At 31.4% G+C, this 16,696-nt stretch carries 13 protein-coding genes; 4 read left to right on the top strand and 9 right to left on the bottom strand.

Going from position 1 to position 16,696, the window contains the following annotated elements; genetic code table 11:
- Positions 1-158: 158 nt before the first annotated feature.
- From mobB to AWV75_RS06025, 3 genes are all read right to left on the bottom strand, one after another.
- The gene (gene mobB, locus AWV75_RS06035; protein ID WP_060873530.1) at positions 159-1,445 is read right to left on the bottom strand and encodes a conjugal transfer protein MobB; all 1,287 of its coding nucleotides are present in this window, start codon (positions 1,443-1,445) and stop codon (positions 159-161) included.
- Between the two features lie 3 nt (positions 1,446-1,448).
- Positions 1,449-1,877 (bottom strand): hypothetical protein, encoded by a 429-nt coding sequence (locus tag AWV75_RS06030; RefSeq protein ID WP_060873529.1) that lies wholly within the window; start codon positions 1,875-1,877, stop codon positions 1,449-1,451.
- A 107-nt stretch (positions 1,878-1,984) separates the two neighbouring features.
- A complete protein-coding gene (locus tag AWV75_RS06025) occupies positions 1,985-2,452 on the bottom strand; it encodes a YbaK/EbsC family protein (RefSeq protein ID WP_060873528.1) in 468 nt (155 codons plus the stop codon).
- Positions 2,453-2,618: 166 nt separating this feature from the next.
- Here AWV75_RS06025 and mobC point away from each other — a divergent pair, with 166 nt between their 5' ends.
- Positions 2,619-4,622, top strand: a complete 2,004-nt coding sequence (gene mobC, locus AWV75_RS06020; protein ID WP_060873527.1) for a conjugal transfer protein MobC — start codon at positions 2,619-2,621, stop codon at positions 4,620-4,622.
- A 200-nt stretch (positions 4,623-4,822) separates the two neighbouring features.
- Positions 4,823-5,293 carry a JAB domain-containing protein gene (locus tag AWV75_RS06015; protein WP_060873526.1) on the top strand — a complete coding sequence of 157 codons (471 nt, stop codon included), beginning with the start codon at positions 4,823-4,825 and terminating at the stop codon, positions 5,291-5,293.
- A gap of 47 nt (positions 5,294-5,340) precedes the next feature.
- On the opposite strand, the gene AWV75_RS06010 is transcribed toward AWV75_RS06015, so the two are convergent.
- Positions 5,341-7,077: an ATP-binding protein gene (locus AWV75_RS06010; RefSeq protein ID WP_082711044.1), complete on the bottom strand. Its 1,737-nt coding sequence runs from the start codon at positions 7,075-7,077 to the stop codon at positions 5,341-5,343.
- A 2-nt stretch (positions 7,078-7,079) separates the two neighbouring features.
- Positions 7,080-8,285: an SIR2 family protein gene (locus tag AWV75_RS06005; protein ID WP_060873525.1), complete on the bottom strand. Its 1,206-nt coding sequence runs from the start codon at positions 8,283-8,285 to the stop codon at positions 7,080-7,082.
- Positions 8,286-8,627: 342 nt separating this feature from the next.
- Between AWV75_RS06005 and AWV75_RS06000 the strand changes: the two genes are divergently transcribed.
- Positions 8,628-9,155, top strand: a complete 528-nt coding sequence (locus tag AWV75_RS06000; RefSeq protein WP_060873524.1) for an antirestriction protein ArdA — start codon at positions 8,628-8,630, stop codon at positions 9,153-9,155.
- 64 nt (positions 9,156-9,219) lie between these two features.
- Here AWV75_RS06000 and AWV75_RS05995 read toward each other — a convergent pair whose 3' ends face one another.
- From AWV75_RS05995 to AWV75_RS05985, 3 genes are all read right to left on the bottom strand, one after another.
- The gene (locus AWV75_RS05995) at positions 9,220-11,286 is read right to left on the bottom strand and encodes a type IA DNA topoisomerase (protein WP_060873523.1); all 2,067 of its coding nucleotides are present in this window, start codon (positions 11,284-11,286) and stop codon (positions 9,220-9,222) included.
- 11 nt (positions 11,287-11,297) lie between these two features.
- Complete coding sequence (locus tag AWV75_RS05990) at positions 11,298-12,617, bottom strand: DUF3945 domain-containing protein (RefSeq protein WP_060873522.1); 1,320 nt, start codon at positions 12,615-12,617, stop codon at positions 11,298-11,300.
- Between the two features lie 101 nt (positions 12,618-12,718).
- Positions 12,719-13,015: a helix-turn-helix domain-containing protein gene (locus AWV75_RS05985; RefSeq protein ID WP_060873521.1), complete on the bottom strand. Its 297-nt coding sequence runs from the start codon at positions 13,013-13,015 to the stop codon at positions 12,719-12,721.
- 558 nt (positions 13,016-13,573) lie between these two features.
- Between AWV75_RS05985 and AWV75_RS05980 the strand changes: the two genes are divergently transcribed.
- Complete coding sequence (locus tag AWV75_RS05980; protein ID WP_197429558.1) at positions 13,574-15,865, top strand: KAP family P-loop NTPase fold protein; 2,292 nt, start codon at positions 13,574-13,576, stop codon at positions 15,863-15,865.
- A 60-nt stretch (positions 15,866-15,925) separates the two neighbouring features.
- Here the strand turns inward: AWV75_RS05980 and AWV75_RS05975 are convergent, their stop codons facing one another.
- Positions 15,926-16,657, bottom strand: a complete 732-nt coding sequence (locus AWV75_RS05975; protein WP_060873519.1) for a hypothetical protein — start codon at positions 16,655-16,657, stop codon at positions 15,926-15,928.
- Positions 16,658-16,696: the final 39 nt, after the last annotated feature.

Genomic DNA, 16,696 nt, shown 5'->3' with positions numbered 1-16,696 from the left:
CTAACCCTCTTTCTCCACATTATAGTACCTAATTAAAGTTTAAAAACAAGACAAAAGCCTGAAAAATTAATTGATTTTCAGGCTTTTATATTTTAATGATCGATTCAATATATTTAAAAGTACTCAAAATATAAATACCTAATTCGAGGCACTATATTTCACAGTGATCTTTTTTTCTTTTTTCGTTTAATTTTCTGTTCAAACATTAGCTCGTCATAATCTACTTCTTGATGATTATCAAGTAGGTTAAATAATGATATATATTCAGTAGTATTAAAGCTTATTGAATCAGTATCCAAATACTCAAATATGGAATGCAATTCAATTTCTTTTGAGTCCATATGTTTTTTAAAGATCTCTTGACTTTGTGTTTTTATAGTTGAATTAATTTGTTCCTCTGTCCTACTCCATTTCTCATTCAGCCTATTAGCCGATAATTCTTTATTTAAATCGGAGCCTTTATAGACACTTTTTGAGTTATGATCAATAAAAGTTACCCCATAGATTCGATTACCCTTGTTTTGAATGATAATTGCGTTTATACCTTGATTTAATAGCTCTTCTTTAAATTCTTTTTGTGAGTTTGTAGCATTCAAAACTATTTCGATAGTATGTTTTAGGTTAGCTTTTGTTGTAGATTTTTGTAAGGTTTCTTTCGATTTCTTGAAATGCTTTTCAAGCTCTTGATAGCTTGCATTTTTTCCGAAAAGTGAAGCCTTAAAAGGATTACTTACCTTCTCCCCTTTTTCATTTAATGCAAAATACACTAAGCCTTGTTTTACTTGTCCGTTGTAAATTGCCTCTACCTTTTCTGCTCTGATATTAAATAGAGATAATAAAGCATTGTAGCTTGTTAAGCTGTCATAATGATAGTATTTGGGTAAGTAGCGTATAACCGAGGCTAATTGAGTTTTTAGATTGTGCTTGGTGTAGTCAACTGGTGTAAATAGAGTTTGCTTAGATTCTTTATTTGTCCGATTGACTGATGAAGTTAGGTTAAACTGCTTTTCAATTTCACGGCAAACTTTCATTGATTTTAAATGGTCATACTTATCGTCAATTTTCTTTCCTTGTAAGTCTGTAGAAACGGTAACGATATGAATGTGCTCTCTTTCTATATCGCTATGTTTATAGACAATATAAGGTTGGTTCTTATATCCCACCTCCTTCATATACTCTTTAGCTATATCGTTTAACATATCATCGGATAATTTATCATTAGGATTGGGATTTAAAGAAATATGCCTCACCACTTTTTCTGTCTTGTTATTTAAAAATAAATAAGGCTCAAAGTGTTTATAGAGTTGAGCGATGTAGTTTAAAGCATTGCTGGGTTCTGGTAAGTTGTTTGTAGACAAAACAATCCCTTGTCCTTTATCAACTTTTAATTGATTATAGGACAAAGCTCCTATAAGATTACTTCCTTTACCAATCTTTGCAATCATAACTTATGGGTTAATATTAAGATGCTTGTCTTCAAACTCCTTAGTTAATTTGATTATATAATAGCAAAGCTTGGATAAGTCTTTGGTATATTCTTCAAGTCTTGAGATAGAACGCTTCGCTCTATTTTCGGAGAAATACTGGTTACATAGTTTAACCATTTGGTTGTAGTTCACTCCTACTGCCCTAAATTGATTAAATAACTTAGTAAGAGCTGCCTGATATTGCAAGGCAGCAACATCTATTTTGACTGTTTTAACCTCTCTATCTAAAAGCATAGAAACAAGAAAGCTTGCTTTGTTTGTCATTCCTGATGATGCAAACAAAGCAAGCAGTCTTTTGTTTTCTGATTCGGTGAGCCTAAAAACATGTCTGTATTTTTTAGGATTGGATTTTAATTTTCTTCCTCCTTTGGTTTTAGTGGTCGTTTGCATGGTTTCTTATCTTTGTTTGTGTCAAAATAAGCATTACCTGTACTACTAAACTTCTAATGACTCTAAGGGGTTGTATTTGGAATTATGTAGCAAACCATAATGTGAATCTATTTTGTCACAGATAACCAATCAACAAAATCACATAAATCAAGCAATTCTTCTTGTTTTAATCGAACTACGGTATTAGCGCTACCTCCAGCTGCATAAAGCACTTCGTGTTTTTTTAAAGATTCATCAAAATAGATTTTGGTTGATCCCTTTACCTTAAAAGGGCAGACTCCTCCAACTTTATGACCTACTAACTCTTCTACATCTTCATATTTAAGCATCTTGGCTTTGATACCAAAAGTGTCTTTAAAGGCTTTATTATCGATTTTACTATTTCCTGAAGCGACGACAAGAATAGCAGTTCCCTCTTCTGGGGCATAAAGCGTTATACTCTTTGCTATTTGGTCGCTATCACAACCAATCGCAATTGCAGCTTCACCTACAGTAGCTGTACTTTGTTCAAATTCAATAAAACAATCTTCAAAACCCATGCTTTTTAGATAGTCTTTCACTTTTAAATGGTTCATAATACTTAATCTTGATTTTTAAAAATAGAAATTATAATGCAATTGACAAATTTTAATGGTGAAGACTTGTTTTCTATGAAAGCCAAATAATACCTTATGATTCCAATGTCAGACTTTGAGATTGATACACTACTACTTTAAATCGTTAATCTTAATTACATTTATTATGCAATCAGAAGACGATTTAAAAGCCCTTGCTAAAATCCTGGCATTTATGCGAGCAGTAAGTATTCTTATTATGCTTATGCATCTATACTGGTATTGTTATTCTTTCCTTTTAAACCTTGGAATTACACACACCATTGTAGATCGAATACTGATGAATTTCAATCGAACAGCAGGACTGTTTTCTCATTTACTTTATACTAAACTCTTCTGTTTGGTTTTACTCTCTTTAAGCCTGTGGGGAGGCAAAGGCGTAAAACATGAAAAGATAACCGTTTCTAAAATCACTCTTGTTTTTTCAGTTGGTTTTAGTTTATTCTTTTTCAACTTCTTTTTACTTGATTTTGGATATTCTTGGAGCGCTATACTGTATATATCAAGTACGTTTTTAGGCTATATCTTACTTCTGGTAGCCGGTGCTTGGATTAGTAGACTCCTAAATGATAATCTCATGCAAGACGTATTCAATTTTGAAAACGAAAGTTTTATGCAAGAGACCTGCTTAATCGAAAATGAATACTCCGTAAACTTACCTTCAAGATTTTACTACAAAGGCAAATGGAACAGTGGTTGGATAAACATCGTTAATCCATTTAGGGCGACTATTGTTCTTGGTACTCCTGGTTCTGGTAAATCCTATGCTGTGGTCAATAGCTTTATTAAACAGCAAATTGAAAAAGGATTTTCCATGTATATCTATGATTTTAAATTCGATGATTTATCAACCATCGCTTATAATCATTTGCTTTTACACAAAGACAAATACGCTATTGTGCCTAAGTTTTATGTCATAAACTTTGATGATCCAAGTCGTAGTCATCGCTGTAATCCGATTAATCCGTCTTTTATGACTGATATATCTGATGCCTATGAATCAGCCTACACTATTATGCTGAATCTAAACCGCTCCTGGATCCAAAAACAAGGAGATTTTTTTGTGGAATCGCCAATCATTTTATTAGCTGCCATTATTTGGTTTTTAAAACTTTATCAAAATGGAAAATACTGCACCTTTCCTCATGCGATAGAACTTCTTAATAAAAAATATGCGGATGTATTTACTATTTTAACTTCCTACTCCGATTTAGAAAATTATCTATCCCCTTTTATGGACGCTTGGGAAGGTGGAGCGCAAGATCAATTACAAGGGCAGATAGCCTCGGCTAAAATACCGCTGTCTCGTATGATCTCATCATCACTATACTGGGTAATGACAGGAGATGATTTTACTTTGGATATTAATAATCCAGCAGCACCTAAAATACTCTGTGTTGGAAACAATCCAGATAGACAGAATATCTACTCTGCGGCACTTGGCCTGTATAACTCACGTATTGTAAAACTAATTAATAAAAAAGGACAACTTAAGAGCTCTGTTATTATTGATGAGTTACCAACAATCTACTTTAGAGGTCTTGATAATCTCATTGCCACAGCTCGTAGTAATAAAGTAGCTGTATGTTTGGGTTTTCAAGATTTTTCTCAACTCAACAGAGATTATGGAGATAAGGAAAGTAAAGTCATTCAAAATACTGTTGGTAATATCTTCTCAGGGCAAGTAGTTGGTGATACGGCTAAAGCCTTATCAGAACGCTTTGGTAAAATCCTTCAAAAACGACAAAGCATATCCATTAATAGAAACGACCGTTCTACCTCCTTCTCTACCCAGCTTGATACCCTTATTCCTGCATCTAAAATAGCCACTCTTACCCAAGGAATGTTTGTAGGGGCTGTATCTGATAATTTTGATGAGCGTATAGAACAAAAGATATTTCACTGTGAGATAGTTGTTGATAATGACAAAGTTTCTAAAGAAATGAAAGCCTACCAAAAGATACCTCAGATAACTTCTTTCTTAGATGCTAAGGGCAATAACACCTTAGATGAAACGATTCAAGCCAATTACAGACAAATTAAACTTGATATTGAGTCAATTATTGAATCAGAGCTAAAACGCATTGAAAATGACCCTGAATTGGCCCATTTGATTAATAAGAAGAAGTAAACCTTTCTTTTTATCCTTTGGGCTTATAATGGTTTTATTTTTTATCAATTATATCACTAAGCTAGGTAACACTTCGCGGTTCGCTTTCAAAAAATTCCCCCATAAATGCTTGACCTTGTCTTCGCTTTATTGCGTTGCTTTTTGAGCTTGCTTAAGCATTACCTGTAGCTGCTCCATAATTAATTTAAAAATATAATATTATGGAAAGTACAGTTTTAAACAGCAAATGGTTAGTGGCATCAGAGATTGAACTAATCTACAAATCTAAAGTTAAAACATCTGAAAGACCTAAGATTGTATCGTCACAATCTGCTTTTGAAATAGCCTTAAAAGCATGGGATGAAAATAAAATTGAATTATTAGAACAATTCAAAGTACTCATGCTGTCAAATAGTAATAGAGTACTTGGTGTACTTGAAATTTCATCAGGTGGTATTACAGGAACTGTGGTTGACCTTCGATTGATCTTTGCTGCTCTTTTAAAAGCAAAAGCAACGGCTTTTATCTTAGTGCACAATCATCCATCTGGGAAATTAAATCCAAGTGAGGCAGATAAGCAGATTACTGCCAAGATTAAACAAGCAAGTCAAGTGCTTGATATTGCTCTTTTAGATCATTTGATAATAACTTCTGAGAGTTATTACTCTTTTGTAGATGAAGGCGTCTTATGACGCCTTCATTTTTTTACATCAAAAGCTTTCAGTTGATTATAAACGATTCAAAATTTTGGAGTATCAAATTTTGGTTCTATTAATGGTTTATCAATTTTAATTGATAATGGCATAGGAAAATCTACCCCCATTATGATGGCTTCACCAGAACCCAAGGAAGGTAGAAACGACAATGTTTCCTTGTTAGCTGTAGAGCAAGCACTTGAAATTGCCTCTTTATCATAATGATTAATAAGTCGATGAGTTACAAATGTACCCATTTGACTTAATGTTCCTATTGGTATATCCCTTGGCATTTGAGTAGCTAAACATAAAAACAAACCATACTTTCGACTTTCTTTTGCTATACTGTCAAAAGCACTTAATTCAGTACTTTCAAAATATTCATCTTTTACCTTTTTATTTAAAAATTGATGTGCTTCATCAACAAATAAAACCAATGGTTTTTCTCTAAAGGCAAGTGTTCTTGACTTATTCAATAAATACCTTCCCAAAGCATTTGCTAAAATTTCTCTTGCTTGAAAATCATAAGGAACATCCTCGAAACTTATTCGTAATACATTTTTATCAGGATTTATAAGAAAAGTATCTATTATATCAATAAGATTTAATGTTACAGGGGCATTAAATCCAAACATCCCAGAAAATTTTTCATTTGAAATGACATTATTTACTCTAATAATTAAGCTAGTCGAATTACTAAAATTCCTCTCATCTCTACTATTTGACCATCGATTATTAAAGACTTGAAAACATTCATTAACTATCTGTTTGTGTAGTAATGAAATGTCAAAATCATTAAGATTAAAATTCTCTATATTGGTCTTATAAATATAACTTGCATTATTAAATGGAGCTGTAAATTGATCCTGTTTAATAATTAGTCCATTATTTATTAAAACATTTTGTGCTCTAAATGTAAAAATGTCATTTAAACCATCATTTCGATGTGTATGAGCAGCTTTATTATCCATTAAACATTTAGACAATTTTAAAGACTTTATTGCATCAAGTAGAACAGGTTGCTGTACTTGACCAGATGGTTTAAATAATACAAATAAATCATTTATTGTAAGGTTTTGATAAGGAAAAAAACTATTTGTAATAAGTTTAGTACTTTCAACTTTTATATTTGTGTCAAAACTCCCGTATTCCCCAGTTGGATCAATAATAATTGCTTTCGAGTTTGTCTCAATAATTCCTTCTATAAACTTACTTATTGTGAAACTCTTACCTCCACCAGTGGTTCCTACTACTGCACAATGTCTAGCAAATAATGATTGTAATGACAAATCAACAGGAACATTTTTATCATAAATCAAATTTCCTAATTTTATCGTGGGTGCTGTTTCTAAATCTTCTGTATTAACACCAAACTTCTTAAAATGTGTTGCTAAAAATTCAGAAGAACAGATAAAAACTTTTGATCCAATCAAAGGCAAAGAATTAACTCCTTTTTCAATGTCTAAAGGATTAAATAAATCGAAGGATAATAATACTTCCAATCTACCTGTTGGATGAAACTCTTTAGTTGAGAAAGTTTTCTCACTCAGTTCCAACCTTTCTTTTTCAGGCAGAGAAATTTCCAACAGTTTACAAAGGAATCCTTTATCTTCTCCTTCAATTACAACATAATTCCCTACAAGACCGCCTTTTAAAATTTCAGAATTATGGTAAAAAGACTTCATTAAAATTGAAGATGGAAAATGGATCTTTATAAAAGAAGGGGATACATGATTAACATATCCTAAAAAATGACTATGTTGAAATGGATTTATCTTCATGTTTAAACAGTTGGTAAGTTTATAACTATTTGTTTATTTGTATCATGATTATAGGTTTGTAAATCAGGATAATGATTAGAAAATTCTTCGAATGTTTCTGCTACTATTGAAATATTAGAATATTTTTTAGCTGCTTCAATGAAAGTTTTTAGGTTGACATTACTTTCATCAATACTACGATTAATTATCATTAGTTGAAAACCTGGATTTTGTTCCAAAGCCTCTATAATAGAAGTAACAATATGTTTATCGCCAAAGCTAAATCCAATCGTAACCAAGAATACATTTTCCTTTCTTAAACTATTTTGAAATCGTGACATCATTTCAAAATAAGGCTGTTCATAGGAACTTTCGTATTTTGATTGATGTGGATAAATCATCAAAGGAGATTCGATTCCTTCACGTTGATAAATTTTATTGTCGATTTTCTCCCAATTTACTGAACCATGTAACTTATATAAATGAAAAACCTTTTCTATAAAATTATCTTCTTCTTTAACTCTACTTTGATTCCTACTTACTATATCATAATCAAAATTTCTTCCACTAAAAACTCTAGGAATCCCAAATGAAAAACCATCTATTATTGTGAAATTATTTCTACTCGCTGCTTGTTCAAACATTGTATCATAATTCAATGTAAATAATCTAAATCTCGGGAGTGTAACCTTTCTCTTTGTCATTTTATTCAACAAAATAGAATGTGGCGCATTATCTGGAAGATTTAGCATACAAGCATTTCTAATAAAATTTTTTATTCTATCCACACAATCTACTAAATCAATTCCATCTTCATCAATATAGGGTATTGCAGGAGTCGCCATTGATAAAACCTTCTCTAGATTTTTAACAATAGATCCATCAGGCCATTTATCATCATACTTGATAACTTCTAATAATTGACTGAATAATTCAGTACTTAATTCTGCTTCAACACCATCCCATAAGCTAACCATTGATTGACCAACTTTACCATCAATCCCCCAATCTATAGATGAGCCTGCACCAGTAAGTAAAACAAGATTTTCAAATTGATGGTTTAAAGTTTTGGCATATTTATTTCTTTTGGTTGCAATAGCATAATCTATTCTATTTTCAGTACTTCCTTTAAAATCATGTTCTTTATTGTCAATAAATACTTTTATGTCTCCAGGATTTGAATCATCATAAGCTACAGAGCTTTTATTATTTAGTAATAGTGTTTTCATTAGTAGGTAAATTTTAAGATAAGATGTCTAAATTACTAAACAATATAACATTCTCTATAATTAAGAATCTAATAATTGAATATTTAGCTATGCTTTCTAATAAGACCAAGCATAAATAGTAACACAATTCCACATTTTACCTGTTACAACCTCGCTTCTGGTATTTCAATAGGCAAAGTTTTTTAGCTTTTTATCTCTTACAAGTTCAAGTCCTTTGAATTACTTCAATAAATCTTCCTCAAGCTTTGAGCGTATTTATTTTATAAAACTTGATAGGATCTAAAAATCAAAACTCAAGTGCCATGAAATTAACCAGACCCTAAGGTCATAATATTATGTATCATGGAAAATTTAATGCACTCAAAAGTTTATGTTGGTACTCATGCTAAGTATAACAATGGTTCAATTAAAGGAGATTGGATTGAGCTTACTAACTTTAGCTCTATGGAAGAGTTTTATGAGTTTTGCTCAGAACTACACGCTGATGAAACAGATCCTGAGTTTATGTTTCAAGATTGGGAAAATATTCCATCAGAATTAATCTCAGAAAGTAGCCTTTCAGAAAATATCTTTTCAATTATTGAAAAAGTATCAGATTTGCAGTATACTACTTTAGAAGCTTTTTTAGCTTGGATAAGTACTGGTAATCACGATATTGCATCTGATGATATAGACTCATTATTTGAAGCCTTTGAAGAGGATTATCAAGGGCATTATGATAGTGAAGAAGACTTCGCCTATCAGATAGTTGATGAATGTTATGATCTTTCTGATTTTGTCAAATCATATTTTGATTATGAAAGCTTTGGTAGAGATCTTTTTATGAGTGATTATACGTATGAAAATGGTCATGTATTTAGAAATAGCTAATCATTTTTTGATTAGTATATATACAAAAGAAGTTATCTAATTGAGATAACTTCTTTCTCTTTGGTTACTTATTATTAAACTCAAATCCAGTGGTGTAATCGTCTTTTAAAACAAGATAAGCATCGTATTTTTTCCCTGCTTTACTTATCAATCCTTTTAGTAGCTTGGTTTTTCCATGCTCTAGTAAATCTGTTACATCATCTACTGAGAGTTTAATTCCACAAATAGCTCTAAACAAAATCCAATCACAATCTAGATCTAAACATTTAACCACCTTCTCTCTTAATTGAAGTGTATGTTGTTTACATTTAGGACAAGATAGATGATCTGCGTCGTTATTTGGTTTGATGGCTAAAAGCTCATTTGTAATCTCAGTAGTGTAGTCTTCAATTTGTCTATGGAAGTCTTCCATATTGGTTTTATTCTCTTCAATGGCTTTAAAGGCAGATTCCCATTTTGCCGTTAACAATATATCAGAGATGAGTTTATCTTTGACTATCTCATATACTTTGAGTCCTTTTTCTGTTGGAACAAGTGACTTGGCTTTTCTTGTGATGTAGTCTCTTTTTAAAAGCGTTTCAATAATAGAAGCTCTTGTGGCTGCTGTGCCAATTCCCATGTCTTTGATAACACTTTGAAGTGACTTATCCAAAACCTCTTTCGAGGCATTTTCCATAGCGGACAGAAGCGTACTTTCAGTATACAATGCTTTTGGTCTTGTTGATTTTTCAAGAGCCGTAGCTTCTTGTATTTTTAACTTATCGCCTTGTTTTAAATCTAGTAATTCTACAATTACCTCATCATCATTAGTAGAGAGTTCTTTTCTTATCGCTCGCCATCCAAGTTCCATAATTGAAGTGGATTTAAAACTAAACTCATAATCCAATACATTTAAGGTTATATCTGTTTGTTTTTTTACACAAGGTTCAAATACGGACTCCCATACGCGTTGTGCTATCAAATGATAAATACTTTCTTCCATTGGGCTAATAGCAGAAGGAAGTCTATCTGTGGTTAATAGTCCATGATGATCCGTTACCTTGACATCATTCACTATATTTTTATTTAGTCTTGCGAGCTTTAGTTTTAAAAGCAGATTACTATACCTACTATCATCAGAAAGCACCTTTAATAAACTGGGAATCTCTGGCCATAAATCCTCAGGAATATACTTACTCGAGGTTCTCGGATAAGTGATAAACTTCTTTTCATACAAGCTTTGAGCAATGTTGAGGGTTTCATCAGCTGAGAATCCAAAGAGCTCATTGGCTCTTTTTTGAAGTGAGGTTAAGTCAAAAAGAAGTGGGGACTCTTCTCTTATTGTCTTTGTTTCTACTTTGGTAATGATAGATTCACTTTGTTTTTCAATGAGTTTGAGTGCTTGTTCTGCCTTTTGTTTGTCTTCCCATTTTTCAGTTGATAGTGATTTAAATAATACCCCTTCTTTTTGATGGGTAAGCTCTATTTGATAGTATAATTTCTTTGTAAAAGAAGTATGCTCTATATAGCGTTTACATATTAAGCTAAGTGTTGGAGTTTGTACTCTACCAAGAGAATACACCGAATCATTCATTGAAACGGTAAGCGCTTGTGAGGCGTTAATCCCAACAAGCCAATCCGCTCTACTTCTACTATGCCCTGCTCTAAAAAGCCCATCAAACTCGCTTCCCTCTTTAAGGTTTTGTAATCCAACTCTTATAGCTATTTCAGTTAGTGAACTTATCCAAAGCCGTTTAAAAGGTTTATCACAGTTTAAATACTGATAGATATAGCGAAAGATAAGCTCTCCTTCCCTACCCGCATCGGTGGCTACAATAATCTCAGAGCAGGTTTTAAACAGCATATCGATGACTTTAAGCTGTTTTAAAGCTCCAGGGTCTGAAGTGTATTTGTTGTCTTTTTTAATCTTTCGTGGTAGTAACAAATAAGAACGAGGCAAGATCGGCAATGTTTCTCTTTTAAAGCCCTGAAATCCATAATCTTCAGGCATAGCTAGTGATACTAAATGACCTATAGCCCAAGTAACACAGTAGCCGTTTCCCTCGATAAAGCCTTCTTTTTTAATTTTGGCTCCAACAAGCATAGCTATCTCCCTAGCTACACTTGGTTTTTCTGCAAGAATTACAATCATAGTCTTTAGCTTTACATTTTACGTCCTTTGTTTTTCTTTGGTTCATCACTTTGCTTTTCTGACTGTGATTGCGCCTTTGATTGTTCTTCTTTATTTGGATTTTGAAACGAGAAGTCCGCTTGCTTCGTTTCTTTATTATATGTCACATAGCCTTGATAGGTATTTCCTCTTTTATCCAACAAATCTTTAATGTAAACAGCCTTGCCTTCCAATAAGTCGCTCTGCTGTTTTTCAGTAAGCTCTTTACCTCTAAAAGTTTTCAGATCATCTGACAGTTGGGATTGATTTTGTGTTTGATTCTTTGCTTGACTTTGTTTATTGGTGTTATCAAACAAGAACTCAATATGCCCTTTAGCTGCGTTAAACTGAATTTCAGCATTAAACAAATTCCCTTTAGCCGAAGTCATCCCTTCTACAAGTAGTGGTTTACCATCTTTTAAAGTTTGGAGTTGCTCTTCACTTAAAACAATCCCTTTTACCTCTTGTGGTAATTGCATTCTTTCAACTCTAGTAACAGCTAAATTATTTGTGAGCCTATCTACGCTCACAACCGATGGAATCTTTTCCTTTGTTGTTGGATGGGTAAGCTCCACTACCCTACCCATATTCCCTGTTTTTAAAAGGTTGTGTTTATCTTGTTTTGAAAACTCATGTCCATAAAGTGGTACATTGAGATTAGGGTATTTCTTTACCCCCTCTATCGCCATAACAACCTTGCCCTCTTCGTTTTTCTGTAGAGATAATCTTGCATCAAGGGAAAACACCGCAGAGCCTAAGTCTAAATTCACTGCGACCAAATCCTTTGTTTTATAGCCTTGTAGCAGTGGTTCCAAAAGATCCATTTCTTGAAGCTTCTCTTTTGAAAGCCCAAGCCTTGATAATGAATCCCAATCAATGTCTTTAATATCAAACTTATTAGAGCTATACTGCCCCTCTCCTTTTGTTTGTTCAGCTACTTTGTTCTCTTTTTTTGGCGCATTGCCTATCTCTGTTATTTGATGTTTTAAAAACAGTTCGTGCGTAGGTCCTGATTGTTTAAGCTCTTTTTGCATTTGATTAGCCATTTTGATGGTCAATAGTTCCGGCACTCTGAAAAAAGTAAACTGCGTTGGGTTTTTAAGTTGACTAAAAAAATTAGAAAAAAAGTTGGAAAAGAAATCTCCGTGTCGATCAACCTTTAAAAATTGATTTTGATTCTTTTTAGTTGGTGGGACGGTTTCAAGTTTACCATCTTTATCTAATCCCTTTACTACTTGAATCTTATTTTTTGTTTTGTCATTGACAAGAAGCACATCGTGCTCTACTTGTCTTTGTGTGGTTTCTGTACTCATAATACCTAGTTTTAAATGATTAAAAACTTAAAACTAAAGCCAAGAGACACTCAGCAGTAAATAGTGCGTCTTAAAGGTTACTCTTGGCCTTTAGCTGCTATTTACTTCTTGCGTACAGGATGTTTCAAACATTCCCTGATGAACTGATTGACATCTGAGCGTTTGTAGTAAAGTTTGCCACTAATGGTATAATAAGGAAGTTTTCCGTCTGAGCGGTAACGCTGTAGTGAGCGTGGGCTTATTTTAAAAAGGCTCATTACATCTTGACTGTCTAAAAGCTCTTCTCCATCTATGGTTTGAGATTTTATAGGGAGGTCTTTTATATGTTCTGACAGGTGGTCAAAGCGCGTCATAATACGCTCCATCCATAAAAGGAATTCTGTGCGATCTATATTCATAATGTTAGAATTTAATGGGTTAATTAAATTTGTTAGCTAACATTACAAAAGTGCAGAGCTCGTCAGAATAAATCTGCCAAGCTCTGCCAATGGGTAGGCATTCTTTCTTATATAAAAACTAAATATTAACATAATCCAAGTAACACAATACCACAAACATTTACAAAACAGAGGTTAAAATCTTAAAAAAAGTCAATAATTTCTCACTAAGTTTGTAAAAATCAAATTATGAAATACTTTAATCAATATAAAAATCTATTCCTTATAACGTTGATTCTAATATTTTTTTGGAACTTTTTTATTCCAAATTATCAGAAATATATAGTTGATACTATTTTAGTACATTTCAATCAATCCAAAATCTCAGATATCATAGTATTTACTGTTATTCTTCTTTTATCTTTTTGGACGTATTCAAAATCAAAAATCAGATTTTATTTAAAGAACAGTTATATAGTCTACTCCCTTTTTTTATTAATTGCTTGTATCTATATACGTCTTAACTATGAAAGTTCGTTATTAGAAATGTATTATCTCCCAAAAATAAAATATTTCGATGTGCTTTTTATTTTAGCGATAATACCTGTAATTTTACTTTTAGGGTTTTGGGGGCAAAATAAGCGTTCAAATAGTGAAGAGTCTGATTTCTTTGATGATAGCCCTATTAATAATCCAGATGAAGATATTTTAAATAGAAGACAAAAAGCAATCCAAGTATCACGATTAATAAAAGGCAACAAATCTAAAACTTCTTTAGCCATAGGAATTGTTGGAGAATGGGGAAATGGAAAAACTTCTTTTATGGGCTTTGTTGAAAAATCTTTCAAGGACGATAATAAGTATATCATTGTTCACTTTAATAGTTGGCTAAATATTTCTATCAATTCAATTATTAATGATTTTTTTAATACTGTTGAAAAAGAAATAAGCATTTATAGTCTTGATATTTCAAAGCAAATAAAGAAATATGGCAATAACGTCTTATCTATAAATAAAAACTCTGTAACAGAAACATTACTAAATGCTATTAAAGTGATTCCAGACAATAGTTTATCTGAGGATTTTAATACTCTTAATAACCTATTAAATAAATTAGATAAAAAAGTAATTGTATTTTTTGATGATTTAGATCGATTGCAGCCAAATGAAGTTTTTGAAGTTTTGAAATTAATTCGAAATACAGCCTCATTTGATGTATTTAATTATGTTGTTGGATATGATAAAGCCTATTTAAATGAAGCTCTGGAGAAATATAATATTCCCTTTTCAAATAAATATTATGAGAAAATTTTTTTGAAAGAATTTCCTTTACCCCCAATTACACAGGGACAAATTAATAATTTTATAAAAGAAAAAATATTACAAATTATTCCTGAAAGACAACATGAGATACAAGCCTTTTTTGGATATCTAGATACCTTTATTCTATATAATGATGAAAATATTTTCAAATCCATAAACAACATACGAAATGCAAAAAGATTTTTAAATGAGTTTAAAATCAGTATCGAAAAAGTGAAACATGATATTTACTTAGAGGACTTTATATTAATAAAACTTTTAAAATTTTCATACTATGATGTATATAGGTTACTTTTTAATAAAGAAGCATATATTGAGGTCAACAAGGACAAATCCATGGGAAACTATAAGTATACACATTTTACCTTACGAAAGAAAGAGGGAAAAGACAATTCTTTTGCTTCCTTTGGTAGAGTGTTTGAAGATTCATTATTAAAAGAGGACATTACTTCATTGAAAATATTTAGTGAAGAAGATCTAAGCATTATAAGTCTAATTTGTGAAAGAATTTTTAATCCTAGCAATGGGACAAATAATATAGACCGTAATTCATTAATATACGGGCATAATTACTATCGTTATTTTGAAGATGAAATCAGCGATTCAGAAATTACAAATGCCGAATTTAATGTCTTTATGAAAGCATCATATCAAGAGAAAAAGAATATTATTGATAAAGCCTATATACAAGACAGATTAGGCGGATTACTTTTATTTCTCTATAAAATACAGATTCACAAAGACATAAAATCCAAAACAGAATATGAAAATTTCATTAGAATTCTTTTCTATATTGCTAATTTAAAATCTGTTTCAGTACATTTAAATTATTATAGTATTGATTTCGATTTTTTAGATCTTAACATAAGTAATTACCAGGACCAACTTATAAGAAAATCTTGGTATGAAGATGAGAGTGAAATTAAAGTTTTTTTTCGATCAATTTTTTATGAAAAAAAGGAATATTATTACTTTGAAACCGATTTTGTAAAACATTTATATGATAAACATGGCACAAGCTCTGATTTTAATATTCCCTTTAATAAACATGAAATTGAAGAGTATTTAATTTATTGCTTTGAAAATGACTCAAAGTCACTTACTAGCATAGACAAAAATTTTTGGCATTGTTATAGACTATGTTTTGTTGAAGATTGGAAACAACTAAGTTCTAATTCGTGGAAATCGACTGAAAAAATTATTGAAGAAAACAAGCGCAAACTATTATATACAATTATACCAAAATTATATAATGAATTTTTAGTCTATTGTGTAACACCTCATGATCTATATGGAATAGGTAGAGATTCACTAAAGCTTGGATTACCAAGTGATTTTCTACCTAAATTATTTGGTTCCCAAGATAATTTTATAAAATATCTCGAATCCGATGCTTTTAAAGATAAGCTAGAGCAACCTTATGAATTTTTAGATGAATTTTTAGTATTTGCCAAAGAAGTAAATAAAGCTGGACAATTTATTAATTTTGAGTTTACTTATCCTCCCATTATAGAAAAACTAAACGCCTTAAAGAAAAATCGTATGTAATAAAATTTTGGCACTCATAGCATAAACTACATACATCCTTTATTTTGGAAGAATATTACTTTAAAGAAAATCAAAGAGCAATGACTCTCCAAATCGACACTGCATATACAAATCAATCGCTATTAAAATTAAGATTAAAAATAGTGTAGATAGTATAATCACTTTTAAATGGGATTTTTTATTATATTCAAAAGTTTTAGGATTAATGTAAAATTCAGAGTATACATATGGTGCGATATTTAAATCAGGCCTGAATAACTTTATTCCTTGTATAAAATGTCTACGCAATAAGTGTCTGTTACCTGAATAATAATTATAGACATGTGTTGAGAAGTATACCGTCTTAGGCTGACCGTCACAAAATACTTTTAGTTCCATTGGACCATACCGATTTAATTTCTTTGTAAAAACATCCCATACTATAACCGCAGAGTTATTTGATCTACTTAATTGCTTATAACTAATTAACTCTACAGAACCATTACTCTTTATATAAGATACACCTTCTTTATTTACAATTATATGGGCAATTGTATTTCTTAAACTCTTTTTAAAGTGACGCAGTCCAAGATAACTTAACCAAATGATCAAGGGATAGTAAAATAAAGAAAATATGGAGATTTCTTCTGCATTTACTGTCCCATCAACATGAAACAGTATGGGAATAGCATAAAATGCAATAAAAAGAAGACCAAATATGACAACAATAAAAATACGATTCAACCAAGTGAGAAACCAATTTGGTACGGAACGAAGTTCTGGAAAGTTGTTCTTAGTAATCTCATTTTTCATAGCATCTATTGTTATGTACTAACAAATATCAACATATTT

This window comes from Myroides odoratus, from assembly GCF_001549985.1.
Taxonomy (GTDB): Bacteria; Bacteroidota; Bacteroidia; order Flavobacteriales; family Flavobacteriaceae; genus Flavobacterium; species Flavobacterium odoratum_A.
The sequence above is the reverse complement of the archived record's forward strand: the minus strand, read 5'-3'. Positions and strand labels throughout refer to the sequence as shown.

Coding starts and splice junctions, on each gene's coding strand:
- mobB (WP_060873530.1), bottom strand. CDS start 1,445: ATGATTGCAAAGATTGGTAAAGGAAGTAATCTTATAGGAGCTTTGTCC.
- AWV75_RS06030 (WP_060873529.1), bottom strand. CDS start 1,877: ATGCAAACGACCACTAAAACCAAAGGAGGAAGAAAATTAAAATCCAAT.
- AWV75_RS06025 (WP_060873528.1), bottom strand. CDS start 2,452: ATGAACCATTTAAAAGTGAAAGACTATCTAAAAAGCATGGGTTTTGAA.
- mobC (WP_060873527.1), top strand. CDS start 2,619: ATGCAATCAGAAGACGATTTAAAAGCCCTTGCTAAAATCCTGGCATTT.
- AWV75_RS06015 (WP_060873526.1), top strand. CDS start 4,823: ATGGAAAGTACAGTTTTAAACAGCAAATGGTTAGTGGCATCAGAGATT.
- AWV75_RS06010 (WP_082711044.1), bottom strand. CDS start 7,077: ATGAAGATAAATCCATTTCAACATAGTCATTTTTTAGGATATGTTAAT.
- AWV75_RS06005 (WP_060873525.1), bottom strand. CDS start 8,285: ATGAAAACACTATTACTAAATAATAAAAGCTCTGTAGCTTATGATGAT.
- AWV75_RS06000 (WP_060873524.1), top strand. CDS start 8,628: ATGGAAAATTTAATGCACTCAAAAGTTTATGTTGGTACTCATGCTAAG.
- AWV75_RS05995 (WP_060873523.1), bottom strand. CDS start 11,286: ATGATTGTAATTCTTGCAGAAAAACCAAGTGTAGCTAGGGAGATAGCT.
- AWV75_RS05990 (WP_060873522.1), bottom strand. CDS start 12,617: ATGAGTACAGAAACCACACAAAGACAAGTAGAGCACGATGTGCTTCTT.
- AWV75_RS05985 (WP_060873521.1), bottom strand. CDS start 13,015: ATGAATATAGATCGCACAGAATTCCTTTTATGGATGGAGCGTATTATG.
- AWV75_RS05975 (WP_060873519.1), bottom strand. CDS start 16,657: ATGAAAAATGAGATTACTAAGAACAACTTTCCAGAACTTCGTTCCGTA.